Here is a 25,721-nt window from a genome sequence, read left to right as displayed (position 1 = left end):
CTTCGCGTCAGGAGCACAGCGATACCCAAATCGCCGTGATGAGTGGGCCCAAGCCGTTAAAAAGGACGATTGTGATATCGACTACATTGCCAATTCATGCGAGTCTCAAGGCCTTAAAAAAACACCGACGTAGATACCAATATATTCAGGGCGTGTCCCGTTTGTGGCGTGTAGGTAATGCTTGTCGGGTGATTGATGTACGTCAGCCCTACGGTAGTATATATCCCGGGCGCCAGATGGGCCGTATACAGTCCCGAAATTGCCGTGCTGTCGCGGTGCGCCAGCTGCTCTTTGGCCATTGCAGCGTCCACTGCGAAGTGGCTCCAGATGGTGTTGCTGACAACAAGACTCATCTGATCAGTGGGCCGGCCGTCAAATAGGCCTTTCGCATACAGGCGAAGCTCGTAATACTGACTAGCCCTATTCAGGTCAGGCGGAGCGTACATCGCAGAGAACCCGCCGTAGATTCCGCGAGATGCCGAGCTGTAGGCGGCAGACTGCCAGAATTGCTTGTCCGCAGCTACGTAGTAGACGGTGTTCGCCTTGGCTGTTGCTTGCGTCGGATGCCCTAGGTCCGTGTAGCTGCTGTTGTTGAAGCCCGCGCCAGCCCGCAACCACGTCTCCAGCACACCTGGAATAGGCTTGTTCCTATACGCAAGTTCATCAAGCAAAAGAATGCCTGCGTCGCGCGTGCTCCAGTTCAGGCCAGTGGGATTCTCGCTTACATGCGCATATTGACCAGCTGGACTGACCGAGCGCTGGATTGAGAACTTGTTATATAAGCGATCATCAAAATTGTACTTGAGGTTAAGAGCAGGCGTTGGCGCCCAATTGTTGCTTATGCCTGCTTGAAAAAGCATTTTCGACGAGGGTCCAAACACCTTGTCGCCGGCGCCCGCAAACTCATGTTGGTTCCTGAGATAGCCCACTTTGAGCTCGATTTTCCTGTCGAAGAAGGTTTGATAGTAAGAAAATGCATTGAGTCCCAGTCGGTCTGGCCCGGCGCTCTTCCATGTCCAGTATTGATGCTCGGCTCCGACCACGATCTGGCCATCGGAAATGCCGAACCTAGCGAGGTCATAGGTCACGATCATCGAGTTGACCGTACTAAATGTCGGATTCTGGCCAACGTATTGCTGATTGGCGATGGTGCTTCTGGAGGCATTGCCGAGCTCATCGTTGACAAACGTGTTTAGAGTCCAGCCAGCAAATCCAATCCCGAGGTCCGAAAGCTCGGATCTGACAGAAGCTACGTCCTGATTTATCGTGTCCGCAGCACCAGGAGCAGTGAACGCGCCACCTTTTTCGCGGAGGTTATCGAGTTTTGCGAATGGATCGGTCTGCGTTTGGATTCCGCTCTTGGCAGTCTCGATGGCACTGTCGCGCTTTGTCGTGGACGTAGCTGTTTTCGACAGGAAGCTCCCAGAAAGGCGCGCTGCTCCCTTGGGCCGCCCGCTTCGGAATGTCATGGCCGGATCCGAAATTGTTCTGCTTGTTGCCTCGTCGAGCTCATCGGGGCTGTGGCTTCTTGGGCCAGAGATCTCGCCACTCCGCGCGGCCGAACTGCTGGCGAGACTAGCTATCAGACAAAGGACAATACGACTTCCTGGCTTCGCAGTTGGTCCAGACATGAAAGCAACAACGCCAGCCGGGTGTGCTTGCATGAATAGCTGCGTTATAACGCAATGATGCATGGTGATTTTCGCGTCCGTCGATTTGAATAAAGTGCACTTCCACTGACGGCCTAGAGCGGATGTCAAATCTTGCCCCTCAATGCGGTGGGTGACGCTTGACACCAGGTGGCCTATCTATGTCAGCGAGACCGCTCAGCCTTGCGCGCTATCACCACAGCGGCGCCGCTTGGCCTACGTGTGGGTACACAGCGCAAAACGACCCAGTCGCTCGGTCGTTAATCGAAGGCGAGCTTCTGCTGCAGGGTGTCGACATTGGCGGGCTGGCTCGGTGTGCGCGTTCGCTAGCAAGAGATTGGTGGCCGATACACGGAGCCCAGCGACCTTGCGACAAACCTGCTGGCAAAACGAAAGAAAATAGTTTTGAACAGAGAGCAGCGGCAATAGCGGAGCTCGCACAACAACACGCCCGATCCAAGAAACGCCGCTCGCAGCTCGGCCGATGGGATGAAGCACAGGCAGGCAGCAGGGGCTAACATCCTTGACGGCCCGTAAGCTCGCCGCCACAAACTCTCGAGTGGCTCTCATGGGAAGATGGAGAACACGATTGGAGACAGTTTGGTACCTGGGGACGGCGAGACAAAACATCCATCAGCTCCATTGATCGATGAAATCTATATCGCGTGGCGACTTCTTATGCGGCCGAGCGAATTTCACCGCCACTGACTGGCATGTGTCCGTGGTCTCCATCAATTGCTAGGTTTGGTAGTTGACTGAGCGGGAGGTCGGCTGTCGCTGCGCGAATCGCAGCTAATGTGTCGCTCGACTCCACAGCGCCCCGGCGTTCACGGCCGATCGGTATGGCAGCGTCGACGGGTGAATTCTAGGCGTCGCTTCGATGCACGTCGCGCGAAGCTCTTACGGGGAAAGATCTTTTCGAGAACCGTGATCCCGCCGGATCTGGTTATAGTTGTTGCGCTCGACTATAGTTTGCGCCGTATCACGCAGTATTTCGGCTGCCACCGCTGGAGCCAAGGGTCAGATGTCCTTGTTCATCCCGACGGGCTCGATCAGGGTTTTCGATCCGGAAGCCCCTAAACGCCGAGATATCATCATCTCCGACGACATAAGATGATCCGTTCTCGATCTCCAGTTGGTTGGCGGCGTCGCGCAACCAGTCATCGTCCCCATCGACGTCCGTGGCTACACGGCTAATGGCGGTGATGGGATGAAACTTGTATGGTCATGCTGCTTGGGCGAGGAGCGTTGTTGTCGGAGTGTCCAATTCCCGGCAGCAGTGCGTCCAGCTCGTCTTCGCGCCGCGGGCCAGGGCGAGTCTCCGCCGCACAGCTTCGCACGGCGTCGTTGACCGATTTGGAGCTGGTTGTGAGTGTGCCAGGTGAGCGAACGCATTCCTCAGGCTTCCTGGCGCGTGCAGCAAAACGTGATGCATTTCATCCAATCATTGCGTTGGCTGGTCTGAACAGAGGGGGGCGCGAAGATAACAATCGAATGCGGCTGCCACAGCCCGAGTGAGAAAACGATGCTCCGGCCTCACGCGGATGAATCCCTTTTCCATTTCGACGATCCCATCCTCAGCGAGCATTGCCAAGCGTTCGCCTGAACCGAGGAAACCCACCGGCTCAAATCCATGAGCATCGCCAATTGCCGCCACGTCGACCTCGAAATCGCACATTAGCCGCTCAATGATCGCGGCCCGGACGCGGTCTTCAAGGCTGAGACAGTAGCCCCTTGACGTCGCCAGACGGCCGGCGTTGATTTGGCCGCTGTAGGACCCCGCTGTAACTTCGTTCTGGACGTAACCCTCGCCAAGCCGGCCGATCGCCGACGGTCCGAAGCCGATCACTTTATTGCAGGTGTCGGCCGAGTAACCGAGTGAATTCCGCCGCAGGCGACCGGCTTTCTGCGCCAGCGCGAGCTCATCGTCCGGCAAGGCGAAATGGTCGAGTCCGATCTGGCGGTAGCCAGCTGCAGTCAGTGTATTGGCCATCGCGGCTGCTTGTTCTGCACGGGCATGGCTGTCTGGCAGCGCTGCCTCGTCGATCAGGCGCTGATTCTTCTTGAAGGAAGGAACGTGCGCGTAGCCGAACACCGCAAGCCGGTCTGGTCGCATGGCCAGCGCCGTTGTCGCGGTCTGAACGCAGGACTGCACCGTCTGACTTGGCAGACCGTAGATGAGGTCGAAGTTGACGCGCATTATTCCATGCTGCCGCAGCGATTCGACAACGCGCTCGGTTTGTGCCTCACTCTGGACCCGGTTGATGGCTTTTTGGACAATTGGATCGAAGCTCTGGACGCCGAGGCTCGCGCGGTTCACGCCGGCAGCCGCCAACCCTTCGCATGTGGCGAGCGTGAACGTGCGCGGGTCGATCTCAACAGCAATGGCGGCCGTGTTCGAAATCGCAAAGCGGCGGCGCAGAAGCTCCATCAACCGCCGGAATTCCGTTGGCTCGATGAGGGTCGGCGTTCCACCGCCAAAGTGGACGTCGCTCACAGGCAGCGGTTGCGCAAGGTGCGCCGCGACCAAATCGATCTCCTTACGAAGAACCCCCAAAAAGTCGAGGATAGGAGAATGCCGGCGAGTGATGCTTCGAGCGAAGCCACAATACCAGCAAATCGATCGGCAGAACGGAATGTGGAAATAGAGCGACACCGATTGATCAAGCGGCAGATGCTGCAGCCATCTCTCACAGGCGTCGGCGCCGACTGCTTTGGAGAACTGGGCTACAGTTGGATAGATGGTGTACCACGGAAGGCGAGCATCGTAATACGTGCTTAAGATCGAGGTCTGCAAGGATTGTTATCCCATGTTTACGAAGTTTTCCGTCGCAAGCGAATTGTCTTGCATCCCTTTGCTTGCCAAGGGCGATCGGGACTGTCGCTAGGCAATTGGGAGCTTGCGTGACGGCCGATCTGCCGAAGAAACGCGCTGTCGGATAACAATCCGCTCCCCTCGGACACAGAGAGAACAAGTTCTGCAAGCGAGATACTCGGATCAACACGGCCACGGCGAGGTCCCCAATTCGTCCGCCTCGATAGTCTTATTCTTTGGCAACGAGACACCCACCAGGGCCGTTTATGCTGCTAGAGCTCGAACTGCTCCACGATTGACTCGTGCGAGGTTCAATGACCAACATTGATACGGTCCCGTATTCTCCATCAACTGACAAGGTTGGTAGTTGATTCTGCGTGCGTATTCCCCATCGGTCCAGGAATAATGCGTCCGCTTGGCTCCGTCCCGGTACGTAGTGAAATTCGCCAATGGAGGGATTGTCGGTGGGCGTCTTCATGGGTCCCTCGCAGAAGAAGTCCTTTCATGCGTCCGTTACTCGGCGGCAATATCGCTACGAGCGAAACGTTTCTATCGGCGGCTCTCGCGCAGCTGGCGTGAGGAAATGAGCCGGGTAGGTGAGCGAGAACGGATGGGTGCAATTGAACAGCCGGCCGCCTCAGAGGCGCCGCCGGTTTTGCACAGACGTCAAGGCACCTACGTTGGTGTTAGCCGTTTTCGTGTGTCTGTGCACCGCAGGAGCCGACCTTTTAAGCGACGTCAGGCAATATCTCGCGAGGGCAGCTCGTCAAGCCGCTCCAACGCTAAGCATGGCGTCGCCCGACCACAGGCCATTCTATACGAGGTTCTTTCGGGAGAACGGGCGAGCGATCGAATAGTGGAGCTATCTGGTACTCACCGCTTCACCTTCCTCCGTTTCATCTCCGCCGTCAGCTCAAACCTATCGAAGCCGGCGAGGAAACTCGCGCCTTCGTCTAAACCCGGAAGGTCCGATCACAGTCGGAGCACCACCGGGCTCACCCCCGGACACGTCGTACCTCGATGATTTGCCGAGTGTTCAGTCCCAGGCCAGCTCTCCACACGTCGGTCGCAGATATCGAAAGTGGTTGAGGATCAAGCGGCTTCACTCGGCTCGTGTAGTTCGTTGGGCGCGGCGTTGTGCCGAAAGTTCCGAACACCGGCGCAAACGAGGACGGCGGGCGCTTCCCCAAAAACGCGTACCCGAAAACGAGGCTCAACAAGCAGAATGCTCTCTTCTCTCCAATTCAGCGCATCCGGCCTCTTGAAATTGGATGACTTGATGTACGATCGATCCCTCCTGCCGCGAACGTTCTACTGGAGGCCACTGTTCGTCGGATAGGCACAAATCGCGCGAAACCAATAGCCCGAATGAACCGACTACGGCGGCCTAGACCCGGGAGATCGCGGCGCCCATAGCTCTAGACGGTATTCCTGACCGCCTCAGCTAGGATTGCGTAAAGGTGCCGCTTGCTCATTTCCTGAGGCCGCGTTTCTAGCGCCGTTTGCGGCCGCTTCTTTCGGACGCGATCGCGGCGGGCAGCCATCGACGTCGGCCCTCGCTTGGGGACCGATCTAATCTTGGGTTTTGCTGTTGGTGGCTTGTGACCTCGAGTGAGACCCAACCGAGTCAGCCTGCCGCAAACGGCGTTGCGACTGCACTCGAGATGACCTGCGACCTGCGCGGCGCTCTGTCCCTCGGACCAGAGCTGTTTCAGCTGTGCCAATTCTCTTCTATCCCAGCGCATGGAAGATACTTTGTTGCCAGTTCGGACGTCCGTCACCTCGCGCAATGTAAGTGGTCGAGTGGCAAAGGGGCTGCCTGCCCGAGAAAATGACGATAAGCGGCTGGGTGCCACAGCTGCGAGTACTTGCGGCTTGATGTTGACTACCACAAAGGACGCGTTCGCGCGCCTCCCAATCCTGATAGGGGACTTCGCTCGCCTTTCCATTATTCTTCGTCGACAGTGACCGAACCAAAGTCCGTAGCATGATTTCAGATTCCGGAGCTCGCGCGAAGTCGAGCCATGAACATGCGTGACACATCGTTAGTGCACCACCCAAGCTCGTCGTGTTTCGAGCGAGCTTCCCCGCGAACTCTAGACAGCGCACTCAGCTGATCCAGCAAAAGTGCAGGCCAATGTCAGCGAGACAATCATGACAGCGTTATCGGCAGAAAGCGCCTGCGAGAGCACTGATATCCCGCTGAGCCGCCTTGATGTAAGCGAACCCAAGCGCTTCGAGGATGATACCGTTTGGCCTTATTTCGAGCGGCTGCGAAGGGAAGATCCCGTCCATTATTGCGAAAACAGCCCATACGGACCATATTGGTCGATAACAAAATACCGCGACATCATAGCCGTGGACTCAAATCACACAACATTCTCATCAGAGCGAAGCGTCACAATAGTCGACCCTCCGGAGGAGTATTGGACCCCCAGTTTTATCAAAATGAATCCTCCTCGCCATGCTCAGCAGCGTAAGACTATCAGTCCGATAGCGGCATCGGAGAACTTGGCAAACCTTGAAGGCTTGATCCGCTCGCGGGTTCAGAAGATTTTGGACGGTTTGCCGCGCAACGATACCTTCAACTGGGTCGACAGGGTCTCGATCGAGTTGACGACCCAAATGCTGGCCACGCTGTTCGATTTTCCATTTCAGGATCGGTGGTTGCTGACCTACTGGTCGGACGTAGCTGCCTTGACCCCACAAATGGGCGACCAGATCGACAGCTGGGAAAAGCGAAAGGTGGTGCTGTCGGAGTGCCTGGACTATTTTACGAGGCTTTGGAGCGAACGGATCAATTGTGAGCCGCGCGGTGACCTGATCTCGATGATGGCGCATTCACCGGCGACCCGAAACATGGAGCCCCGCGAGTTCCTGGGGAACCTCATTCTGCTGATTGTTGGAGGTAACGATACTACGCGCAACTCAATTACGGGGGGCGTCTTGTTCATGAGCCAAAATCCATCCGAAATGCGAAAACTCCGGGATGATGCTTCGTTGGTGTCCGGCGCGGTATCCGAGATTATACGATACCAAACGCCCATTGCACACATGCGCCGGACCGCTGTGGATGATTTCACGATAGGCCACAAGCGAATCAGGCGAGGCGACAAAGTTGTGATGTGGTACATCTCTGGCAACCGAGATGACGAGGTCATTGCGAGAGCCAACAGCTTCATCATCGATCGGGAAAATGTACGGCAACATCTCTCTTTCGGATTTGGGATTCATCGCTGCGTGGGTAGGCGCCTTGCCGAGCTGCAGCTGAAAATCCTGTGGGAGGAGATGCTGAATCGATGTTTGGAGGTAAATGTGGTCGGCGAACCGGAGCGAGTTCAATCGAATTTTGTGCACGGTTATTCCGCACTGCCGGTGCAGATCCCAGGTTAGTCTCGGCTGCGGCCGACCTTCAACACTGTCATGCCGTTCAGAGCCGGCGGTTAGGACCAACGACTTTCTGGAGACAGTTCTCTAGGTAAAGTTCACCGGCGTTGCGTGACGGGCTTACGGTTGTTTCGAAGGTTGCGGGCAGAGGCCGCTATCGCGTCGAGGATTTTGGCCGGGCGGCTACGATACTCTTCACGGCCTGCAGGAGCCGTGCCAGCGTTCAAAGTCTCGGGAAGCAGTCCGTCCAGTCGATGAACTGAATGACCAGACGGGCCATACGAGGGGGGCTCACTTCATGTGAAGACGAGGACAAGCAGGCTCGAGCAGAGTAGCGCAAATCCGGCTGCGGTCAGCCCGAGGAAACTGCTGGAGACAAGATCATGACTGCCCATGAACGACCTCTGCGGCGAGGAATAGAGATCTGCAATCGCCGCTCCGCTTCCCTTTCTGGCCAATCTCGGCATTGTTATTCAATGAGCCGCATAATTCCTGCTGGTCTCGGGGCACGGCGCACTTTTCCAGCAAGATCGAGCGACAGTTCGCCGCGTTCCGGCGGGCATCCTCGTTTTGTGCTCTCGTGGTTGCAAACGGATCGCTCCGCCAGAAGCTGAGTAGACCAGAGCATCTTGACAGCAAAACTCACTCAATCGTGCCGTCAGCGTTTGAGCGCTTGCAGGATTGAGCGCCCATCTGAACCGCCGCCGCGGGTTTGGCGGAGGCTCCAAGTCTTGAGAAGGTGGAGCCATGACAAGCAAGACGACGACAAATGTTCACCCGAGCCCGAGCCCGAGGGGTTCGTATAGCTCTGTATCAGGCCAACGAGCACAGGTCGCGCTGGACGACGGTGACTTCCATTGCGGCCAAGATTGGCTGCACGCGCAGACCTTGCATGACTGAGTCAAGAAGGTTGAGATCGACAGTGGGCAGCGGGCCGGCGTTCCGACCGAGCTGGCCGAGAAGCCCAAGGCTCTGGAACGGAAGAACGCGAGCTTCGCCAGCCAACGAGATCCTGCGTAAGGCAAGCGCTTATTTTGCGACGGCGGAGCTCGGCCGCCGGTCCAAGCCATGATCGCATCGACGATGATCGTGCGGGGCATGGGGTCGAGCCGATCTGCAAGATGTTGCCGATCGCCCCCTCGACCGTAAGCGTAGCGCTGCGGCCCTTTTGAATGACGCTTGACGTCTATTTTGTTCGCGTGGCGCGTCGCCGCGGTTTCCATGTGTCGGACAACGCGTTGACGGCGGCCTCGAGGGCCTTCCGGTCGATCACGTTGGGATCGAACCGCTCCGGGCCCCAGCGGCGCATATGTTCGTGCTCCGGATGAGCAGGGTCGCTGATGGCGTCGAGGTATTCGGCATAGCCAGGCGCACCGCCGACGTCTTCCGGAGGACAACGACCGGCGGCCTCGAGCAGGAAGGGCATGCCCTCCGTCGTGGTGTTGTCGAACCATTTTTCGAGCTTGATCACATGGTCCCAGCTGTCGCCGAAGTCATAGAGATAGTGGATCGTCTTGGCGCCGGTCTCTCGAACGATATCGCAAAGCCGCGCTTTACGGGCATCCATGGGCTGGTGGCCGTAATCATTGTCGGAGTCGGGAATCCCCCAATGTGCCTCACCAGCGAAGAACTCGAAGAGGTGACTGTTCGTCCAGCCGAATGCCTCCTGAAGCGTCAGATGCAACCGTTCAAGGCGCAGGGTAACGGGTACGACAAGGCGACGCATCACCTCCGGCTTCACATCCTTGAGAGTTACCTTGATCCGGACCGCGGTCGTGTTCAGGCTCATGCCGCCAGCCTCGGATGGTGTGCATGCATCGTGTAGATCCATGCCCAAGGGAGCAGTTCGTCCAGTCGCGCCGCAGGCCAACCATTGACGAGCTTCGCGAGAACATCAGCGAGCCAGTGCTCGGCACTGACGCCATTGAGCTTACAGGTCTCGATTAACGAAGCCAGAACTGCCCAATTCTCGGCGCCCTCGTCGCAACCGGCAAAAAGGGAGTTCTTAGCATTGAGCTTGATCGGCCGCATCGCGCGCTCGACAGCGTTCGTGTCCATCTCGATGCGCCCGTCATCAAGATAGAGCGTCAAGCCGTCCCAGTGACGCAGCGCATAGCGCAGAGCCTTCGCCGTGTCGCTCTTCTCGGCAAGATGATCAAGCATTGCCTCAAACCATTGCTTCAAAGCTGCAGCCAAAGGCCGGGCATGCGCTTGTCGACCCGCGCGACGCTCGGCATCAGATCGGCCGCGGAGTGCTTTTTCGACCGCGTAGAGCTGGGCGATGCGCTCGAGCGCTTCGCGGGCAACTGGAGCTGGCGCCGGAGCAGCTTCGCGCTCGATCTTCACAAACTGGCGCCGCAGATGGGCCCAGCAGAAAGCGAGCGTCCCGGACAGGGCGTCCGCACGCGTCCCTCGGGTCATGGTCTTGTAAGCCTGATAGCCATCGCAATGGATGATGCCGCGATAGCCTTCGAGCAGTCTCAAGCCATGAACGGCCCCACGGCCCGGTGCATAGGCATAAACTACTCCGGGCGGATCAGGCCCGGCCCAGGGCCTGTCATCGCGTGACAGTGCCCAGAAGTAGCCAGTTTTGGTCCTGCCGCGCCCCGGATCCAACACCGGTGCGGGGGTCTCGTCGACACAGAGCTTCGAAGAGGCGAGCAGAAGCTGGCGCAGACGATGCCACAAGGGCTTCAATTCTTGGGCGGCATAGCCGACCCAGAAGGCAAGCGTGGAACGGTCGATGGCGATACCGTGCGTCGTCAGCATCTGCGCCCGGCGGTAGAGCGGCAAATGCCAATGATACTTGGCGTCGATCACATGCGCGACGAGCCGCTCGGTCGGCAGTCCTCCCCTGATCAATCGCTCGGGAGCAGCATGCTGGAGGACGACGCCGTGACAGGCGCGGCAGGCCAGTTTGGGGCGGCGGGTGACGATGACGCGATACTGCGCCGGTACGACGTCCAGCCTCTGGCTCTCATCGTGACCGATCTCAAAAAGGTCGCCTGCGCAGCACGGGCAGCAGGTTGCAGCGGGCATCAGGGTCTCGATGATGCGCGGCAAATGCTCCGGCAGCCTGCCACGATTGGCCCTGCGCTCGGCAGCTCTCTTCTCGCGCGTTTTGGGATTGGCGCGGTCCTCGGCTGCCTTGAGAGCCGCGACAGCCTGATCGATATCCTCCAGAACAAGCTGGAGCTGATCAGCGTCAAGCTTTTCCGAGGATCGACCGAACTGCGCGTCTTTTGCAAGCTTGAGCAACCGCTCGAGCCTGGCGCAGCGATCCAGCAGAGCCGCGGCAAAGGCACGCAACTCGGCTGGATCGCTCGGCAGCTCATCAGGCAAATCACTCATTGGCCCGATTCTGCCATGCTTCGCGCCCCGATGCAGCGAAGATTTGTGTCCTACGCAAGCGCTTTCGGATGCGGGATTCGAGGCGCATGCATGCGTGTCCAATCCATGCCGGCCAAAAGCGCGGACAACTGCGCGGCGTTCATTCGCATGACGCCGTCAACGACCGGCGGCCACTTGAAGGCGCTGCCCTCAAGCCGCTTCCAATACATCACGAGGCCACTACCATCCCAGACAACGATCTTCACCCGATCAGCGCGCTTCGCACGGAAGACCACCGCCACGCCCTCCATCGGATCGTGGCCCAGCGTCTCCTTCGCCAACAGCGCCAGGCCATCCGCGCTCTTCCTGAAGTCTACAGGTCGGGTCGCAACGTAAATCATGAGGCCAGCGGGAGCCGTCAGCATGAACGTGTCCGGCGCAACGCAACAAACACATCACTCAACACAGCAAGGCCAGGCGTCCCTCGCACCTCAACTCGTGCCCCATGGAGCTCAACCGTCACAACGGCTGCTTCCGGCGACCCGGAGGGAGCTGCAGCCGCCGATGGCGACGATTCCGACACCAACGGCACAAACGACAGTGCACCCGCCGCAGCTGGCAGCACCAGTTGACCTGAACGCGCCCGGCGCCGCCAGTCATGCACCTGCTGGGGCCGGCAGCCATGGCGACGTGCGACATCTGTTACGATCGCGCCCGGCTCGAGACTGTCCGCGACAATCTGCGCCTTCAAATCATCTGGCCACTGTTTCCGGCCGCCGCCGGCGTACACTTCTATGCGCGGTGACAACGGTCGTCTTATGTCGTCCGAATGGTCGTCCATTGTGAGCACCCTTGCAGAAGATGACTCTTCTAGCGGCGCTCACAGGTCTTCGCACAAACAATCTGATCGGCCTCGCAGCCCCGCTTACCCTCGACCTGCCGCGGAAGCAGATTATTCCGAAAGGCGGGCGACATGCCACCAGCGATGTTCAGATCTTCGGCAAAGGCGGTCACGGGGCAATAGCTCTCATTGGTAGAGCGCGAAGGGATCGCGCCTCTCAAGGTGCAGGGCCAATCGATCCAACAGATTGGACGTCGCCTGGGGCGGGCTGATTCGACAGTCTCGCGTGAACTGCGGCGCAACGGGCGCCCGCGCCGAACCAGAGGGCCGTGGCCGCCCACGTGAGGACCATAGCGCCCGCGTGAGGCTGGGCCGGCGCTCAGGGAAATGCGGTTGGCGAGAGCCCGGAAATCCGAGCCGAACGGGACGTTTCCGTCCTCTTCGCAAGGAGACGATTCGAACGCGGCGGGATCGTTTCGAACGCAAGCGCCGCGCGAATTGCGAAGATACCAAGCCGCGTCAAACAAACCATGAATTCACTTCTGCACGCGAGAGGCTTTTAGCCGCTCGACAAATGTGCGCTATACCGAGTGCAAAGAGGGCACTAGCCTTATCGCATTATCCGTCGAAAGGAGAGATGGAGCGTGAGCGAATTTACGGGAGAGGTTCAAGCGAATATGGGCCTGGTCTTGGATCAGGTCTGTGCGGGACTGCCGAATGGCGGTGACCACGAGAGCCGTCGGTATGTCGCTGAGCAACTGATTCAAGCGGTGCGGGCGGGAAAAACGACTCTGGGGCAGCTGACCTCTGCGGGACGTCGCGCTGTCGTCTATCTGAAGAATGCGCCGAAATCAGCCTAGCAGTCCCTTGTTGCCGGCCCGATCTGCCCTGCGTTCGCTCGCAGGCAACCGCTTACCCGACAGACCTCGTGGCGTTAGGGCACGTTGACGGGTGGCATGGGCGCGGTCGGGCGCGGCATGAACGCGCTTTGGCGGTGGCCGCGTGCCGCCAGCATGATCGCGAAAGCCGTGAGAACGATCAGGAGTCCACGCATATCGACAGATTACTCGGAGAGCTGTATCGCAATTATGAAACGGCTCATAGCCGGTGTGCCGAATCAAAGAAAATGAAGCTGTTGTATCATTCGATGAGGCGAACGGACGCGGTTGGACTGCAAAGCGCCAAAGTCATAGCGCTTGTTCTTGCGGCAAGACGGCAAAGCCATGCCTTTTGTGCCGAAAACGTGCGTACGGGCCTCGTTGGAAGCAGAAATCTGCGGCGGATTTCAATCGTAGGATCAATCGCTGGATGCCTTCGTTCTTGGCCTTCTGTTGGGCTTTCGTCCCCGTCACGAGTTCACCGAACGGGCCGCGGATCATGAGCGTCTAGGCCTCCAAGCTTCTCCTGACCACTTGCGATAGAGACTGACCCACGAGCTGTTCGTAAACGCCAGGATCCGTCGCACCCTCGGTATTGATGAGGAAGACCCGTGCGTCAGGTTCAAGACCAATCAGGCCGCGCAAGGTCGAATCGGCAGCAACTTTCAGCAACCCTGCCAGACCAACCCCGCCACTTTCGCCTGCAACGATAGCCGGATCACCGTCCCGGGGATTGGCCAAACGGTTCATAACCGCGACGGCGTCCTCGTCATCGACAATCATAAAAGCGTCGGCTGCGCGCGAAAGGATGCGCCAAGCGACGAGCGAAGGTTCGTAGCACTCGAGCATCGCCATCACTGTCGGCTGCCCATGAGCTACCTTGACACGATGCCCGGTTCGAGCGCTTTCAAACAGGCACGCTGCGCGCGATGGATCGACAACCGTGAAGAACGGGCGATTATCACCTAACAACACCGAAAAATGTCCGGCGACCGCTGCGGCAAGTCCACCGACTCCTGCCTGGACGAAGACGTGGGTCGGAGGTTCGGGCAACTGTCGTAGTGCTTCAGTCAGGAGCGCGGTATATCCCTGCATTACCAGACCAGGAATACGCTCGTAGCCCGGCCAGGACGTGTCAGACACCGTGATCCAGCCGTTCTCTGCGGCAACTCGGGATGCTTCGGCAACGGAGTCATCGTAGTTGCCGCTGACGCGGATCATCTGCGCGCCATGTCGGACGATTGCTGCGCTACGCTGATCGCTGACGCCCGAGTGAATGAATATAGCGCAGTTCGCCCCCACTAGCTGAGCGCCCTGCGCTACGGACCTGCCATGATTGCCGTCCGTGGCGCAGGATACCGTCATCCCCCGTGCTACGGCCTTCACCTCAGGTGCGTGAAGCTCCGAGATGTCGACAGCCCTGCCGAGGCGCGGAGTTGCTGCTTCTAAGACGAGCCGGATCACGGCATAGGAGCCGCCCAAAGCCTTGAAACTGCCAAGGCCGAGCCGGTGACCCTCGTCCTTGACTTGGATCGAGCCCACGCCAATCTCGTTGGCGAGGCCCGGCAATGAAATCAGCGGTGTTTCCTTGTGGCCATTGCGATATCTAAGAAACCGCTCCACCTCGCACGCAGCTTCGCAACTCAGCATGTTGGCATCCGCACCATCCAAAGGCGCCCGGTGGTCAGTGCGATGGTTAAGAAGCAACATGGTTCGAGTTCCCGGGGCGCAGATCTAAGCATCGCGGCGATGCGCTTGTCGAAACACTAGCGGGAATCCCAGCGATGTCACGCCTTCTCGCTAATCCGCAACAAATGGGAGGCCGCTCTCGATGACGACCCTGACGGTGCTCAGGATCGGGCGAATGATGCCTGATGTTTGAAGATCCGGCGGGAGGGCGTTGCGGACATCGCTCACCCGTTCCGCGCTGCACTCCTCGTTTCGAGCACGAGGAAGGATGACGATTTCTAGGCCGTGGACACGAACTCGGTTTCTCATCACGTATCCAGATCCACCAGCACGAGAGCAAAAGAGGCTGCAGAGGCAAGCGCGTTGGATTGCGGTGGCGGGCCCTGCTCCCGGCCGGTTGATGCGTCCCTTCATGTTCTGCCGGCCCGGACGGCCAAACCGCGGCCGAAGTCGAACCAGCATCGACGCTGGTCGTGATCGCGTTGCACGGTGAAGCAAGGACCTCCGGTGGCAAGGCGTCCTTCGTAGCCGAATGGAGACTCTGCGCGCTATTCGGACGCGGAAGTTCGGCAGCGGTGAACTCGTGCGGCCTGCGAAGAGTAGCGTCGGCCCCAGCCCGCAGATGATGGCGCCTGATGCCTATCGCGCCTTAACGAAGAATGAGGGCCGTTTTGCAAAGCCATCCCTCGTCTTTGGAGCCCAATAGGTCACAATCAGGTCTACGCTCGTGTTGAGTCCGACCGAAATGAGCCAGGACGATGAACTGCATGCTGACACTCCCAGATGGGTCGACGAGTTGCGGGATGAACACGAGAAAGCATGCGGCTGTCTTCGGGTTCAGCGCCTCTACGACGATGCCCTGGCGAAAAGCAGAATACGCATCTGTCGTCTGCAATTCTATCGGATCGACGCTTGCCTCGCGCCACGCCTTGATCCCGAGCCAGATGAGATATAGGCCTCCGGCGATCTTTAGCAAGGTGAACGCTTGTGCGCTTGCGACAACACGGGCAGACAGACCGACGGTGCTGCCGAAAACGTGGACAAGCCCTCCGGTACCCAGGCCAACGCTCGATGCGAGCGCTTCATTTCTGCCGCCAGCAAGCGTCCGGGCCACAATATAGAAGAGACCCGGGCCCGGCGTGACCACCACAAACAATGCCACGGCGAGGAACAAAAAAGAACGTATGCGAGTCGAACATTGCTCAGCCCGTTAATCGTTTCAACTGACGTTCGCGGCGCCAATCTTCGTGCATGATGGCTAGACCCGTTTCACGCCTGAGTGCAATTGCACAAAGCTCAGGACTGCAGCGGCCGTGTGGCTCGCTGCAAAGCCATTTGTAACGCCGCCGGCCGCTGGACGGTTCTGGCTCATTTGCGCTCTTATCGGAAGTGATGGAATGCACAGCCGACGCCTCGCAGGCCTTTGCCGATGAAAGCGGCGGCGCGTGGCTGAGGGACCCAAGGCTTCGCGGTCATGGCTGTCCAACAGTCGGATGACCAGTTTCGGCTGCTCGAAGAAGGAATGCACTTCTTCTCTGAGAGATCTTCCTACTGCCGGGTTGACGGCCTTGACCAAAACCAGAGGACGTCAATCTGGTACAGCAAGAATGCCGCAGACTGGCTCTATGGAATGAACCAGTTCTGGCCTACATCGGTCTCATGAATGCTCCACAGCATAGGCGACCCGAGATGAGCAATGAAAGCGCTCACCTGCACTCTGAAACAGCGATCGGCGCACCGGTTTACAAGACCTGGATGTGCGCGCTCTGCGGGGTTGTTTACAGCGAGCGGGAGGGATGGCCGGACGAGGGCATTCCGCCGGGCACTCGCTGGGAAGACGTCCCCGACGAGTGGATCTGCCCCGATTGCGGTGCAGACAAGAGTGAATTCCAGATGACCGAGGTCTGAACGAAATCCCGTTGATGCTGCGAGCAGCGTGCGCGGCATTCATCAATTGCCAGGGAGCTAGCATGTACGTCCCCCCACATTTCGCCGAGTCGCGCCCCGAGGCGCTTCACGATCTCATCAACAAAAATCCTCTCGGCATCCTCTTTACCAACGGGAAGAGCGGGCTCGACGCAAATCACCTACCTTTCGAGTTGCACGCGAAGGAAGGGCAACAGGGCGTGCTTCATTCACATGTGGCTCGCGCAAATCCCATTTGGCAGGATATCGCTACGGGGAACGAGGTGCTGATCGTATTCCGCGCCGGGGATGCCTACATCGCGCCGAACTGGTATCCCAGCAAGGTCGAGTTCAAGAAGCAGGTCCCGTCCTGGAACTATATGGTGGCTCATGTGTACGGACGCGTGACGATCCGCGACGATGAGCGTTACGTTCGTGGCATGGTCGCGCGGCTGACGCGCATCCATGAGGCGAAGCAGGCCGATCCTTGGAAGATGACTGACAGTCCCAAGGACTACATCGATACGATGCTCAAGATGATCGTCGGAATCGAGATCGAGATCACACGACTCGTTGGCAAGTCGAAGCTTAGTCAGAATAAAGAGGTCCGGGACATTCTCGGTGCAGGGAACGCGCTCAAGGCCCAGGGCAAGGATGTGATCGGCGATGCAATGCTGGCCGCCGCTGTGGCCAAAGCGGAGCAGGCCTGACTCATATCCGACGGAGCGACATGCTCGGAGAAATCGTGGCGCAACGCCCTACTTGTGATCCTCGGGTATGGCGGGGCCAAGCCCATCGGCGGCCCTGCGCAAGCATGGATAATCTCATTCGCCCTACGATCGTCTGCCGCTGGCGAAAGCTCTGGTTGGAGTCAAAAACTGGAGATCAGTGCGCGTTCTTCCCGGCGCGCTGCGGAGCACCCCAACCCAATGTTCAAGTTCGCGGCGAGCGCCGATTGCTGCGAAAGAGACCTGAGCGCGGCCATCCAGATATTATCTGGCAGTTTCCATCCGTGGGCGCTTGGACAGTTTGGCCTTTCTGTTCGCGCGGACCGATGCCTCAAGGACACCTTTCAGGCGGACTGCGGCCCCCTGCAATTCCGCGACGGAAAAGCCGCCGAAGCCGAGCATTAGACCGAACCGAGCAGGCGCATCTTGGTACATGGGCGAGATCGGTCGCACAACCAGCCCGGCCTTCTGTGCTTGCTCGGCTAGCTTGACGTCGTCGAGGCCGGCAGGAAGCCAAAGCACCAGGTGCATACCTTGGTCGCTTGGTTGGAGCGCTGTCCAGGACGGCAGCTCTGTCTTAATGGCGGAGATCAGGGCCGCGCGCCGTTCTGCGTACGCGCCCCGGATGCGCCGTATGTGAGCTTCGAAATAGCCCTCGCGCATATATTGCGCGAGCACATATTGATCAGCTGTCGGAGAATGGCGGTCAATAAGAGCACGGGCGCCTGCGAATGCCTCCACCAGCGGAAGGGGAACGATGGCGTATCCGATCCGCATGGAGGAAAAGAGCACTTTGCTCATCGTCCCGAGATAGACGACACGTGTAGGATCGAATCCCTGCAGGGACGGAAATGGATGTCCCGCGTAGCGAAGTTCGCTGTCGTAATCGTCCTCGACAATCCAGGCATTGTTTTGACGGGCCCAGGACAGCAGAGCCGTGCGTCTCGCCATGCTCATCGGCATGCCGAGCGGATATTGATGCGATGGTGTAACGAACGCGACCCGAGCCTTCGAGCATCGGACGAGGCCTTCGTGGACGTCGATGCCCTGCGCGTCGACGGGAATCCGAGAGGTCTGGACGTTGAAGTTTCCGAGAACCGCGACAATACCGGGATAGGCGGGGTCTTCCGCCCATACTGCGTCTCCGTCCGCAAGAAGAACGGTTGCAGCCAGAAAAAGACCCTGCTGCGTACCCGCCGTGATCACGACCTGGCCGGCCTCGCATTTCACTCCACGGGCTTTACGAACGTAGTCAGTAATCGCGAGCCGCAAATCAGGCAATCCTTTCGGGTCGATGTATCCCGACGGGGCAGCCACGCGCAGCGCTCGGACGCGATTACCGAGACGGCGCCACTTGTCATCCGGGGCGACCGCGCCTGCCGGATGAGCGATTGCAAATGGCATCGTCCCTTGGGGCCGAAGAGTTTGCACGACCTCTGCAAGACGGGCGACGTTCTCCCGCAACACAAGGCCGATCCGCGGCGGCTCGATGAATGCCTGCGGTGGGCTCACGAGTTCGCTGTCGCCATTGACGTTCGCCACGATCGTGCCGCCTCTGGCGCGCGCTTCGAGGTAGCCTTCCGCATGTAGCTGACCAAACGCCTCGATGACCGTACCCCTCGCGAGTTGGAGCGATGCAGCGAGGGTGCGGGTGGACGGTAGCCGTTCGCCCGGCTTCAAGATCCCGTTTGATATCGCCTCGCGAAGTGCCTGCGTGAGTTGTTGTCCGACCCGGCCTGCGGTCTTGTCGAGAGAACCCAGCGAGGGAATTGCGATGATGTTTCGGCGCCTTGCCATTGCCGTTCTGGTCTACCTATCCGCTCGTACTTTGAAGTCCAGAATAGACCAACTCTGTGAGTCATTGAAAGAAATCGTCACATACCGCTCTACCGCTCGGCTTTGACATCCCAACCCCCGACCAGTGATGGCCTTGCGGGTCAGCTACCATCTCCCCATGACGTAGGTAGGCCGGCCCGAGGGCCGTGGAAGATCGCCTCGTTGAATCAAGGGGCTGAGCATCTTCGTTGTTGAGAGGCTATCCAGTTTCGAAGCCCATCGAAAGTGTGAAATCCATCGGCCGCGTAGCAGCGGACGTCCGGAAGGAAGGCCTGCATCAATTCGGCGAGCGCATGTCCCGGATTGAGGTCCAGCACCCCTGCTGACCGCCAGCTCTGCCAGGGCCTCCAGGGTCGCCGACCAGTCGATGAGGCGCGCGACCTGGCAAGCGAGCTTCACTGTTGCATGGCTTGGGCAGAAGATGCGCTCGCCGTCGCCTCCTGCGAGCAGAATCCGCTGGCTTGCGATCGGCTCGCGCCTGCTGGCGTCGAGCGCCTCTTGGAACGGTTTGCAGGCGCGCGCGAGCCGTGACGTGTGGGAAGTGATCTCAATGCTGTCTATATGTTGAACGCGGCTGCGGCGCTCAGGCGCTACATCGATGATCGCCTTGTAGAGATGGATCGGCGAGCATCAACGATAGCTCGCTGCCAGACCAATGAAGAATGCATGATTTGAGGTTCTCCGCAGGCGCGGGACGCCCCGGCGGCGAAGGTTGCTGTTCGGCGCCAAGCAGAGGTTTGCCCTGAACCAAGCTCCAGCCAGACCTGCAGTTCATCGCGAGGAGCGGGCGTGTTCGCCGTCGAGTTGCGCGAGCAGCCAGTCTGCAAACGCGCGTACGGCCGATCTTTGTCGGCTGGCGCGCGGATAGATGAGACGGTGACCGACGTAACTGATATCGTTCGCGCGTCCCGCCAATGGGGCAACCAATCGCCCATTGGCCAGTTCACGCTCGGCCAGGAGGGTTGATTCCAACGCCACTCCCAATCCCTCCGCAGCGGTCGCAATTGCAAGAAAGCTCCGATCGAACCTCATGCCGTGGAGGGCGGGGGCTTCTAATCCGTTCGCGGCGAACCATTGATGCCACTGCACCTGCTTCACGTCTGAGCGGATGAGCGTCTGATCGAGCAGATCAGCGGCCTTCCCTATCGATTTTGCGAGCGAGGGAGAGCAGAGCGGGGTAACCGTCTCTTCCGGTAGAGGAACAATCTCGACGCCTTCTGCGCGCGGCGGACCGTAGACGATATCGATATCGAAATCATCGTTGCTGAAGCGCGCATAATCCGTGCTTGCGGCCAATCGAACCTCGAGCTTCGGGTAAGCAGCGAGAAACTGCGCAAGCCGTGGCGCCAGCCATTGCGCAGCAAAGCTTGGGGCGGAGTGGACGCGCACCAGTTGCGGTCCGCGCGCGGCGACTTCCTCAACGCCGCGGCGGAGCTGATCGAACGCCGTCCCGGTGTGACGCATCAGATTTTCGCCGGCTGGCGTGAGCCGCACAGAGCGCGCACTGCGCTCGAACAGAACGGTCCGTAGCGTGGCCTCCAGCTTGCGGATCGCGTGACTGACGGCGCTCGGCGTCAGGTGAAGCTCATTCGCCGCATCGCGAAACGATCCGGTCCGGGCTGCGGCCTCAAAGGCACGAATTGAGGATATCGGGATCTTCGAGAGCATCCGATAAGTGAACCAGATTCATCGATCCGTGACAACTGTGCGTTGGTACGGCAGGCCTCCGCGAGTCATTCCTAATCCAGCAAGGAAGAATAATTTGCGGGAGGAATTGATGCTGCTCAGCGGTAAGACGGCAATCATTTCGGGCGCGGCCTCGCCGCGGGGCATCGGGCTTGCAACCGCGCGGCGGTTCGCCGCCGAGGGCGCTCGGGTGGCCATTCTGGATATCGACGCGGGCGCCGCGGCGGACGCTGCGGCATCGCTTGGAAAGTCCCACATTGGACTGGCGTGCAACGTCGCCGACAAATCGCTCTGCGAACAGGCAGTCACCCGCGTGATCGAAACCTTCACAGGCATCGATATCCTGATCAACAATGCCGGGATCACACAGCCGGTCAAGTTCCTGGACATTTCGCCGGCCGATTGGGATCGAATTCAGGACGTCAACCTCAAGGGTATCCTGTTTCTGTCGCAGGCGGTGATCCCGAATATGCGCGCACGAAAGTCCGGGTCGATCGCGTGCATGTCGTCCGTCTCGGCCCAGCGCGGTGGTGGCATTTTCGGCGGCCCACACTACTCGGCTGCGAAAGCGGGGGTCCTTGGCCTCGCCAAGGCGATGGCGCGGGAGTTCGGCCCTGACGGGATTCGCGTCAACTGCGTCACGCCCGGCCTGATCGGCACGGATATTACGGCAGGCAAGCTGAACGATGAAATGAGAGCGAAAATTCTGGAAGGCATTCCGCTCAATCGCCTCGGCACGGCAGAAGACGTTGCCAGTATCTACACCTTCCTAGCCTCCGATCTATCTGCCTACGTCACGGGTGCCGTGATCGACGTCAACGGCGGCATGCTTATCCACTGAGCCCAGCGAGATAAGGTCCAGATCGATGGAAACGCCCACCAATACGCTTATCAGCGCGCCCAAGCTAGCGGACCGCGCCTACAATATCCGCCGCAATGCGCTGCGCATGGGCGAAGTCCAGGGGCAGGGTTATATCGCGCAGGCGCTGGACATATCCGATGTTCTCGCCGTGGCCTACTTCCACGCCATGCGTTACCGGCCTGAAGATCCGTCATGGGACCGCCGGGACCGCTTTCTGCTCTCCAACGGACATTATGCCATCGCACTTTACGCAGCTTTGATCGAAGCGGGAATTGTCCCGGAGGAAGAACTCGAAACCTATGGCAGCGACGAGAGCCGCCTGCCGATGTCGGGCATGGCCTCCTACACGCCCGGAATGGAAATGTCGGGCGGATCGCTTGGCCTCGGGCTGAGCATTGCCGTTGGCATGGGCCTAGGACTTAAGCGCAAGAGATCCGAGGCGCGGGTATACACGTTGTTTTCCGATGGCGAACTCGACGAAGGCTCCGTCTGGGAAGCGATCCAGTCGGCAGGCCACTACAAGCTCGACAATCTGATCGGCATCGTCGACGTCAACAATCAGCAGGCGGATGGTCCTTCCACGCAGGTCATGGCCTTCGAGCCGCTGGTCGACAAGCTTCAGGCCTTCGGCTGGTTCGTGCAGCGGATCGACGGCAACGATCTCGATGCCGTGGTTGCAGCGTTCGACGCCGCCAAATCCCATCCCGAGCCCAAGCCGAGGATGATCGTCGCCGACACTCTGATGGGGAAGGGCGTTCCTTTCCTGGAACAGCGCGAGAAGAGCCATTTCATCCGCGTCGAGCAGCACGAATGGCAGCTCGCGCTTGCCGCGCTCGAAGCCGGGAGGCAGGCATGAAAACCGTCAGATCAGCACCTCAGCCTGGCAAGCCGCGCCTGACCACCTCCGCCATGATCGCGTCGATCGCGTCCGAGGGACAGAAGACGAAGCCTGCGCCCTTTGGACACGCGCTCGTCGAGCTCGCACGCCACCGCCCTGAGGTGGTCGGCATGACGGCCGACCTCGGCAAGTACACCGACCTGCACATCTTTGCGAAGGAATTTCCGGACCGCTATTACCAGATGGGCATGGCCGAGCAGCTTCTGTTCGGCGCCGCTTCCGGCCTCGCCGCTGAAGGCTTCATGCCATTCGCCACTACTTACGCCGTGTTCGCATCGCGGCGGGCATACGACTTCATACACCAGACAATCGCGGAGGAAGACCGAAACGTGAAGATCGTTTGTGCATTGCCCGGCCTGACCTCGGGCTACGGCCCGAGCCATCAGGCCGCAGAGGATCTCGCGCTGTTTCGTGCCATGCCGAACATGACGGTCATCGATCCCTGCGATGCCCACGAAATCGAGCAGTTGGTGCCTGCCATCGCGGCGCATGGGGGGCCAGTCTACACCCGCCTGCTGCGCGGCCAGGTGCCGATCGTTCTGGACGAGTACGACTACAAATTCGAGCTCGGCAAGGCCAAGCTGATCCGTGACGGGAAGGACGCCCTGGTCATTTCCTCCGGCATCATGACGATGCGTGCGCTCGAGGCCGCGCAAACCTTGAGGGGCGACAGCGTTGATATCGCGGTGCTGCACGTTCCGACCATCAAGCCGCTCGACGCCGAGACGATCTTGCGTGAAGCCGGTAAGTCGGGCCGCCTCGTCGTCGTTGCCGAGAACCATACAACGATTGGCGGTCTCGGCGAGGCGGTTGCCGCACTTCTGATGCGTTCAGGCGTTCATCCGCCTTTCCGCCAGATCGCATTGCCGGACGAATTCCTTGACGCTGGCGCACTTCCGACACTGCACGACCGCTACGGGATTTCCACCGCAGAGGTCGCAAGGCAGATCAAGCAGTGGCTTTAGTGCACCGGCGCTAAGCGCCAATCAAGGGAAGCCCCTTGAGGAGCTACGCCCGCCGTATATTGCGGCGGCGAGCGATGGCTCTTGCCCAAATGCCGGCGATCGAAAGCCGGTGAAGAGCCCGGAAGGCTGCACGCCAGCGCAGCTTGCAGTCGGCAGCAACGTCAATGCAGGATCAGGAGTAAAACATGATTGTCTCGAAGCCCGGAATCATCAGCCGCCGTTCGCTGTTGAGGGCGGCTACGGCCGTACCTCTCTGCAGGATTCTGACCCGTCCGGCGTCTGCCGCCGAGTTCGTCTAGAAGTTCGCGACCGGACAGGATCCGACCCATCCGGTGAATATCGGCGCAAGAGGCGATCGACCGATCCGCGAAGCGACGAGCGGCCGGCTGGAGATCAGGCTGTTTCCGGCCAATCAGCTCGGCTCCGACACCGAACTCCTGCCCCAGGTACGCAGCGGCGGCGTGAGTTCTTCAACCAATCGTCATCGATCCTTGCCACCTGGTGCCGAGCGCGGGCATCGTGAACACCGGCTTCGCATTCGCCGATTACGACAGCGTATGGAAGGCGATGCACGGCAAACTGGGCACCTATGGAATTCCGGTCATTGCCCGTCAGGACGACTGTCAGACCTGCTTCCTTTGCGAGCTTTATTGTCCCGAGGATGCGCTCTGGGTCTCCCCCTTCGCCGATGAGAACAAGCCCGTCGACGTCAGGGCACTCAAGCGAACGGCGCGATGGGCAGCTATCGCCGAGCTGTCGGCTGGACCGACGAGACGCGGGATCGCCGCGGCATCGACCGGAGCTATCTACTCTTTGGTCAATGAGTTGGGCTGCCGCCGCGCCCTGTCCACTTAAGATGCATGCGCTCGCGCGGGTTCGCGGGCTTCGCGGCGGCGCTGGCGCCGTGCGCATCGGCGCTTCGCTCGCTCTGCCGGGAGCGGCAAGGATGGCACTGGTGGCCCGGCCGTTTCCACTAGCACCTTCTCGACCGGTTCGTGTTCGGTCCGGCGCGCCTCCATGGATTCGAGCACGGCTCGTCCCTTCACAGTAATCCTCCAGCCGCCGTTTTGACGCTCAACGAGACCGTCCGAAAAAATGTCGAGCCCGGGCACGCGCGCGGCCAGCCGCTTGGTGCGTTCGGCCCATTCCGGGCCGCTGGTGGCGAGGATTGCCATGTCGCGCTTGAGGTCCGCCATCACGGCGAATCCTTCCGGATAACTCACCAGGATTTTCAAGACTGTGACCTGGAAATTCACCCCGGACCCGCCCGATCAACGCCACATCGTCGGCGCTTCTGTCAGCGCTATCCGGCCGATCTGCCGCAGCTCGTCCGGGGTCGTTTCGCCGGTCTTTGCGGCTTCCAGGATCTTGCAGGCCACGTGGGTGCGAGCGCCGGATTCGTCGCGTGGTAGCTTTTCGCAGACCTCGTCGAGCACCGCTCGCAATAGAGCGGTAGTCGCTTGTTCAAACATGGGTGCGACGCTCGGAAAAACCTGATCCTACCGCAAGTCTTTCGATTTGGGGATTCACGAATGTTAACCAATGAGCTCTGCCGCGCTGCACAAGACCCGCGCCTGCGCCCCTTCCTGAAATCCTGCTCGAAACTGCGCCTCTCAAATCGGCGGGCCGAGTTGCGGCTCAGCCTGCCCCTCACCATGGCGCGAGGACAACGATACTCCCAAGAAGCCGAACCGGCTTTGAAGCGGGCATCTCGCTTTCAAGCAGCGATCGAGAAGTGTTCGAGCTCGCTGTGGTTCGAAATCGCGATCGGCATGGACCTGCTGCGCGTGATGATGTCCAAATCGTTGACTTGAGCCTTCAGCGTGACGGTCCGGGCCCGCGCGGTCCTTGTCCTCCCAGTGCCGCCAGACCTTCTCGATCAGCGGGCCCAACTCGGTGGCCATTGCGTCGAAAGCGCTAAAGATCGGTTGAGAACGTGTTCTCCGCACCAACCGACTTCCGGATCCGGTTCGCGCGGACCTCGGGTGATCAATGCCCTCGATATCCAGTAGTATTACGCGCCGGCCTTGCCGAAATTGGCTTGCAGAAGTCGAGCGACTGATTGCGGACCTCGAGGCAGTGTACAGGCCCGTTCGGCGAATCGCGACGAAACGCGGTGGGAACGGCCCGACCAGTTCGACATCGCCCGGCGCGTTTCGGGACATATCGGCTTCAGCACCGGGATCCACGGCTGCGTGGGGCAGATGGTCGCGCGGCTCGAAGGCGAAGCCGTGCTGGCCGCCTTGGCGGCG

21 protein-coding genes, 4 pseudogenes and 1 other annotated feature are annotated in these 25,721 nt (G+C 59.6%); of the genes and pseudogenes, 11 read left to right on the top strand and 14 right to left on the bottom strand.

The genetic code is table 11. The features are described from left to right. Positions 1 to 113 precede the first annotated feature (113 nt). The 3 genes from AC0L3S_RS35785 to AC0L3S_RS35775 all read right to left on the bottom strand — a co-directional run bounded on the left by AC0L3S_RS35785 (position 114) and on the right by AC0L3S_RS35775 (position 6,209). Positions 114 to 1,469, bottom strand: coding sequence for a carbohydrate porin (locus AC0L3S_RS35785; protein WP_259219175.1), 1,356 nt, complete (start codon positions 1,467 to 1,469; stop codon positions 114 to 116). Positions 1,470 to 3,093: 1,624 nt separating this feature from the next. Continuing rightward, positions 3,094 to 4,446 (bottom strand): oxygen-independent coproporphyrinogen III oxidase, encoded by a 1,353-nt coding sequence (gene hemN / locus AC0L3S_RS35780; RefSeq protein WP_259219176.1) that lies wholly within the window; start codon positions 4,444 to 4,446, stop codon positions 3,094 to 3,096. Positions 4,447 to 5,882: 1,436 nt separating this feature from the next. Next, positions 5,883 to 6,209, bottom strand: coding sequence for a GcrA family cell cycle regulator (locus AC0L3S_RS35775; protein WP_259219365.1), 327 nt, complete (start codon positions 6,207 to 6,209; stop codon positions 5,883 to 5,885). Positions 6,210 to 6,618: 409 nt separating this feature from the next. Here AC0L3S_RS35775 and AC0L3S_RS35770 point away from each other — a divergent pair, with 409 nt between their 5' ends. Continuing rightward, positions 6,619 to 7,857 carry a cytochrome P450 gene (locus AC0L3S_RS35770; protein ID WP_259219177.1) on the top strand — a complete coding sequence of 413 codons (1,239 nt, stop codon included), beginning with the start codon at positions 6,619 to 6,621 and terminating at the stop codon, positions 7,855 to 7,857. 1,020 nt (positions 7,858 to 8,877) lie between these two features. Then, positions 8,878 to 8,990 (top strand) — a sequence feature (AL1L pseudoknot). A 47-nt stretch (positions 8,991 to 9,037) separates the two neighbouring features. Here the strand turns inward: AC0L3S_RS35770 and AC0L3S_RS35765 are convergent. Genes AC0L3S_RS35765 through tnpA form a run of 4 tightly spaced genes read right to left on the bottom strand, consistent with a single transcriptional unit; the run spans position 9,038 to position 12,022 of the window. Beyond that, positions 9,038 to 9,640, bottom strand: a complete 603-nt coding sequence (locus AC0L3S_RS35765) for a plasmid pRiA4b ORF-3 family protein (protein ID WP_259219178.1) — start codon at positions 9,638 to 9,640, stop codon at positions 9,038 to 9,040. After that, complete coding sequence (tnpC, locus tag AC0L3S_RS35760; RefSeq protein WP_259219179.1) at positions 9,637 to 11,202, bottom strand: IS66 family transposase; 1,566 nt, start codon at positions 11,200 to 11,202, stop codon at positions 9,637 to 9,639. The genes AC0L3S_RS35765 and tnpC overlap by 4 nt, the downstream gene beginning before the upstream one ends. A 50-nt stretch (positions 11,203 to 11,252) precedes the next feature. Next, positions 11,253 to 11,582: an IS66 family insertion sequence element accessory protein TnpB gene (gene tnpB, locus AC0L3S_RS35755; protein WP_456654254.1), complete on the bottom strand. Its 330-nt coding sequence runs from the start codon at positions 11,580 to 11,582 to the stop codon at positions 11,253 to 11,255. Positions 11,583 to 11,599: 17 nt separating this feature from the next. Continuing rightward, complete coding sequence (gene tnpA, locus AC0L3S_RS35750) at positions 11,600 to 12,022, bottom strand: IS66-like element accessory protein TnpA (protein WP_259219181.1); 423 nt, start codon at positions 12,020 to 12,022, stop codon at positions 11,600 to 11,602. Between the two features lie 102 nt (positions 12,023 to 12,124). Between tnpA and AC0L3S_RS35745 the strand changes: the two are divergent. Beyond that, positions 12,125 to 12,337 (top strand): annotated as a pseudogene (locus AC0L3S_RS35745) (helix-turn-helix domain-containing protein); the annotation flags it as partial. Between the two features lie 329 nt (positions 12,338 to 12,666). Continuing rightward, positions 12,667 to 12,882, top strand: coding sequence for a hypothetical protein (locus tag AC0L3S_RS35740; protein ID WP_259219182.1), 216 nt, complete (start codon positions 12,667 to 12,669; stop codon positions 12,880 to 12,882). A gap of 525 nt (positions 12,883 to 13,407) precedes the next feature. On the opposite strand, the gene AC0L3S_RS35735 is transcribed toward AC0L3S_RS35740, so the two are convergent. Further along, positions 13,408 to 14,610, bottom strand: coding sequence for a diaminopropionate ammonia-lyase (locus AC0L3S_RS35735; RefSeq protein ID WP_204513591.1), 1,203 nt, complete (start codon positions 14,608 to 14,610; stop codon positions 13,408 to 13,410). Between the two features lie 628 nt (positions 14,611 to 15,238). Beyond that, entirely contained in the window at positions 15,239 to 15,763 is a 525-nt protein-coding gene (locus tag AC0L3S_RS35730) for a LysE family translocator (protein ID WP_259219183.1), read from the bottom strand. A gap of 515 nt (positions 15,764 to 16,278) precedes the next feature. Between AC0L3S_RS35730 and AC0L3S_RS35725 the strand changes: the two genes are divergently transcribed. Further along, entirely contained in the window at positions 16,279 to 16,497 is a 219-nt protein-coding gene (locus AC0L3S_RS35725) for a rubredoxin (protein WP_085357752.1), read from the top strand. Between the two features lie 62 nt (positions 16,498 to 16,559). After that, complete coding sequence (locus AC0L3S_RS35720) at positions 16,560 to 17,204, top strand: FMN-binding negative transcriptional regulator (RefSeq protein WP_204513592.1); 645 nt, start codon at positions 16,560 to 16,562, stop codon at positions 17,202 to 17,204. A 282-nt stretch (positions 17,205 to 17,486) separates the two neighbouring features. On the opposite strand, the gene pdxR is transcribed toward AC0L3S_RS35720, so the two are convergent. Together pdxR and AC0L3S_RS35710 are read right to left on the bottom strand one after the other, a co-directional pair. Further along, positions 17,487 to 19,019 carry a MocR-like pyridoxine biosynthesis transcription factor PdxR gene (pdxR, locus tag AC0L3S_RS35715; RefSeq protein ID WP_204513593.1) on the bottom strand — a complete coding sequence of 511 codons (1,533 nt, stop codon included), beginning with the start codon at positions 19,017 to 19,019 and terminating at the stop codon, positions 17,487 to 17,489. Positions 19,020 to 19,829: 810 nt separating this feature from the next. After that, on the bottom strand, positions 19,830 to 20,726 hold the full coding sequence (locus tag AC0L3S_RS35710) for a LysR substrate-binding domain-containing protein (RefSeq protein WP_259219184.1): 897 nt from the start codon (positions 20,724 to 20,726) through the stop codon (positions 19,830 to 19,832). A gap of 109 nt (positions 20,727 to 20,835) precedes the next feature. On the opposite strand from AC0L3S_RS35710, the gene AC0L3S_RS35705 reads away from it, so the two are divergent. The 5 genes and pseudogenes from AC0L3S_RS35705 to AC0L3S_RS35685 form a co-directional block, all read left to right on the top strand. Continuing rightward, the gene (locus AC0L3S_RS35705; RefSeq protein ID WP_259219185.1) at positions 20,836 to 21,585 is read left to right on the top strand and encodes an SDR family NAD(P)-dependent oxidoreductase; all 750 of its coding nucleotides are present in this window, start codon (positions 20,836 to 20,838) and stop codon (positions 21,583 to 21,585) included. 25 nt (positions 21,586 to 21,610) lie between these two features. After that, entirely contained in the window at positions 21,611 to 22,462 is an 852-nt protein-coding gene (locus tag AC0L3S_RS35700; RefSeq protein ID WP_259219186.1) for a transketolase, read from the top strand. Next, positions 22,459 to 23,469, top strand: a complete 1,011-nt coding sequence (locus AC0L3S_RS35695; RefSeq protein ID WP_259219366.1) for a transketolase family protein — start codon at positions 22,459 to 22,461, stop codon at positions 23,467 to 23,469. The genes AC0L3S_RS35700 and AC0L3S_RS35695 overlap by 4 nt, the downstream gene beginning before the upstream one ends. Positions 23,470 to 23,654: 185 nt before the next feature. Next, positions 23,655 to 24,060 (top strand): annotated as a pseudogene (locus AC0L3S_RS35690) (TRAP transporter substrate-binding protein); the annotation flags it as partial. Further along, positions 24,061 to 24,293: pseudogene (locus tag AC0L3S_RS35685) on the top strand (4Fe-4S ferredoxin); the annotation flags it as partial. A 27-nt stretch (positions 24,294 to 24,320) separates the two neighbouring features. Here AC0L3S_RS35685 and AC0L3S_RS35680 read toward each other — a convergent pair. The 3 genes from AC0L3S_RS35680 to AC0L3S_RS35670 form a co-directional block, all read right to left on the bottom strand. Further along, positions 24,321 to 24,725 (bottom strand): hypothetical protein, encoded by a 405-nt coding sequence (locus tag AC0L3S_RS35680; protein ID WP_259219187.1) that lies wholly within the window; start codon positions 24,723 to 24,725, stop codon positions 24,321 to 24,323. A gap of 15 nt (positions 24,726 to 24,740) precedes the next feature. Continuing rightward, positions 24,741 to 24,941, bottom strand: coding sequence for a hypothetical protein (locus AC0L3S_RS35675; protein WP_204513598.1), 201 nt, complete (start codon positions 24,939 to 24,941; stop codon positions 24,741 to 24,743). A 245-nt stretch (positions 24,942 to 25,186) separates the two neighbouring features. Beyond that, entirely contained in the window at positions 25,187 to 25,270 is an 84-nt protein-coding gene (locus AC0L3S_RS35670; RefSeq protein WP_473284514.1) for a hypothetical protein, read from the bottom strand. Positions 25,271 to 25,562: 292 nt separating this feature from the next. On the opposite strand from AC0L3S_RS35670, the pseudogene AC0L3S_RS35665 reads away from it, so the two are divergent. Then, positions 25,563 to 25,721: pseudogene (locus AC0L3S_RS35665) on the top strand (cytochrome P450); the annotation flags it as partial.

The sequence above is a fragment of the Bradyrhizobium sp. Ken01 genome, assembly GCF_055807355.1.
This window is presented reverse-complemented; position numbering and strand designations above follow the sequence as displayed.

Bases quoted from the DNA above. Each gene is read 5' to 3' on its own strand.
- tnpA (WP_259219181.1), bottom strand. From the start codon at position 12,022: ATGGACGACCATTCGGACGACATAAGACGACCGTTGTCACCGCGCATA.
- tnpB (WP_456654254.1), bottom strand. From the start codon at position 11,582: ATGATTTACGTTGCGACCCGACCTGTAGACTTCAGGAAGAGCGCGGAT.
- AC0L3S_RS35725 (WP_085357752.1), top strand. From the start codon at position 16,279: ATGAGCAATGAAAGCGCTCACCTGCACTCTGAAACAGCGATCGGCGCA.
- AC0L3S_RS35720 (WP_204513592.1), top strand. From the start codon at position 16,560: ATGTACGTCCCCCCACATTTCGCCGAGTCGCGCCCCGAGGCGCTTCAC.
- AC0L3S_RS35735 (WP_204513591.1), bottom strand. From the start codon at position 14,610: ATGTTGCTTCTTAACCATCGCACTGACCACCGGGCGCCTTTGGATGGT.
- AC0L3S_RS35785 (WP_259219175.1), bottom strand. From the start codon at position 1,469: ATGACATTCCGAAGCGGGCGGCCCAAGGGAGCAGCGCGCCTTTCTGGG.
- tnpC (WP_259219179.1), bottom strand. From the start codon at position 11,202: ATGAGTGATTTGCCTGATGAGCTGCCGAGCGATCCAGCCGAGTTGCGT.
- AC0L3S_RS35700 (WP_259219186.1), top strand. From the start codon at position 21,611: ATGGAAACGCCCACCAATACGCTTATCAGCGCGCCCAAGCTAGCGGAC.
- AC0L3S_RS35705 (WP_259219185.1), top strand. From the start codon at position 20,836: ATGCTGCTCAGCGGTAAGACGGCAATCATTTCGGGCGCGGCCTCGCCG.
- AC0L3S_RS35675 (WP_204513598.1), bottom strand. From the start codon at position 24,941: ATGTTTGAACAAGCGACTACCGCTCTATTGCGAGCGGTGCTCGACGAG.
- AC0L3S_RS35695 (WP_259219366.1), top strand. From the start codon at position 22,459: ATGAAAACCGTCAGATCAGCACCTCAGCCTGGCAAGCCGCGCCTGACC.
- AC0L3S_RS35775 (WP_259219365.1), bottom strand. From the start codon at position 6,209: ATGCGCTGGGATAGAAGAGAATTGGCACAGCTGAAACAGCTCTGGTCC.
- AC0L3S_RS35770 (WP_259219177.1), top strand. From the start codon at position 6,619: ATGACAGCGTTATCGGCAGAAAGCGCCTGCGAGAGCACTGATATCCCG.
- pdxR (WP_204513593.1), bottom strand. From the start codon at position 19,019: ATGGCAAGGCGCCGAAACATCATCGCAATTCCCTCGCTGGGTTCTCTC.
- AC0L3S_RS35710 (WP_259219184.1), bottom strand. From the start codon at position 20,726: ATGCTCTCGAAGATCCCGATATCCTCAATTCGTGCCTTTGAGGCCGCA.
- AC0L3S_RS35765 (WP_259219178.1), bottom strand. From the start codon at position 9,640: ATGAGCCTGAACACGACCGCGGTCCGGATCAAGGTAACTCTCAAGGAT.